This window comes from Cupriavidus sp. GW823-FHT06D04 (genome assembly GCF_058795055.1).
Genome location: NZ_JBXAHL010000133.1, coordinates 1 through 533, shown reverse-complemented (window position 1 = coordinate 533; position 533 = coordinate 1). Strand labels below are relative to the sequence as shown.

1 protein-coding gene is annotated in these 533 nt (G+C 66.4%); it reads left to right on the top strand.

Annotated elements, in window-relative coordinates; translation table 11 throughout:
* Positions 1-533, top strand: a 533-nt coding sequence (gene bioB / locus AC1Q7H_RS39925) for a biotin synthase BioB (RefSeq protein ID WP_492382524.1), incomplete at both ends; no start/stop codon positions are given.

Below are 533 nucleotides of genomic sequence, written 5' to 3'. Positions count from 1 at the left end.
GTGAAGGCGATGGGCCTGGAGACCTGCGTCACGCTGGGCATGCTCAAGGCCGAGCAGGCGCAGCAGCTCAAGGACGCGGGGCTGGACTACTACAACCACAACCTGGATACCTCGCCGGAGTTCTACGGCAAGATCATCACCACGCGCACCTACCAGGACCGGCTCGACACCATCGGCCATGTGCGCGACGCCGGCATCAATGTCTGCTGCGGCGGCATCGTGGGCATGGGCGAGGGGCGCGAAGCGCGCGCCGGACTGATCGCGCAGCTGGCCAATATGGACCCGTATCCGGAGTCGGTGCCCATCAACAACCTGGTCCAGGTCGAGGGCACGCCGCTGGCGGGCACCGAGGCGCTGGACCCGTTCGAGTTCGTCCGCACCATTGCCGTGGCACGCATCACCATGCCGCGCGCCATGGTGCGCCTGTCCGCCGGCCGCGAGGCCATGGACGAAGCGTTGCAGGCGCTGTGCTTCATGGCCGGCGCCAATTCCATTTTTTACGGCGAAAAGCTGCTGACCACCGGCAACCCGCA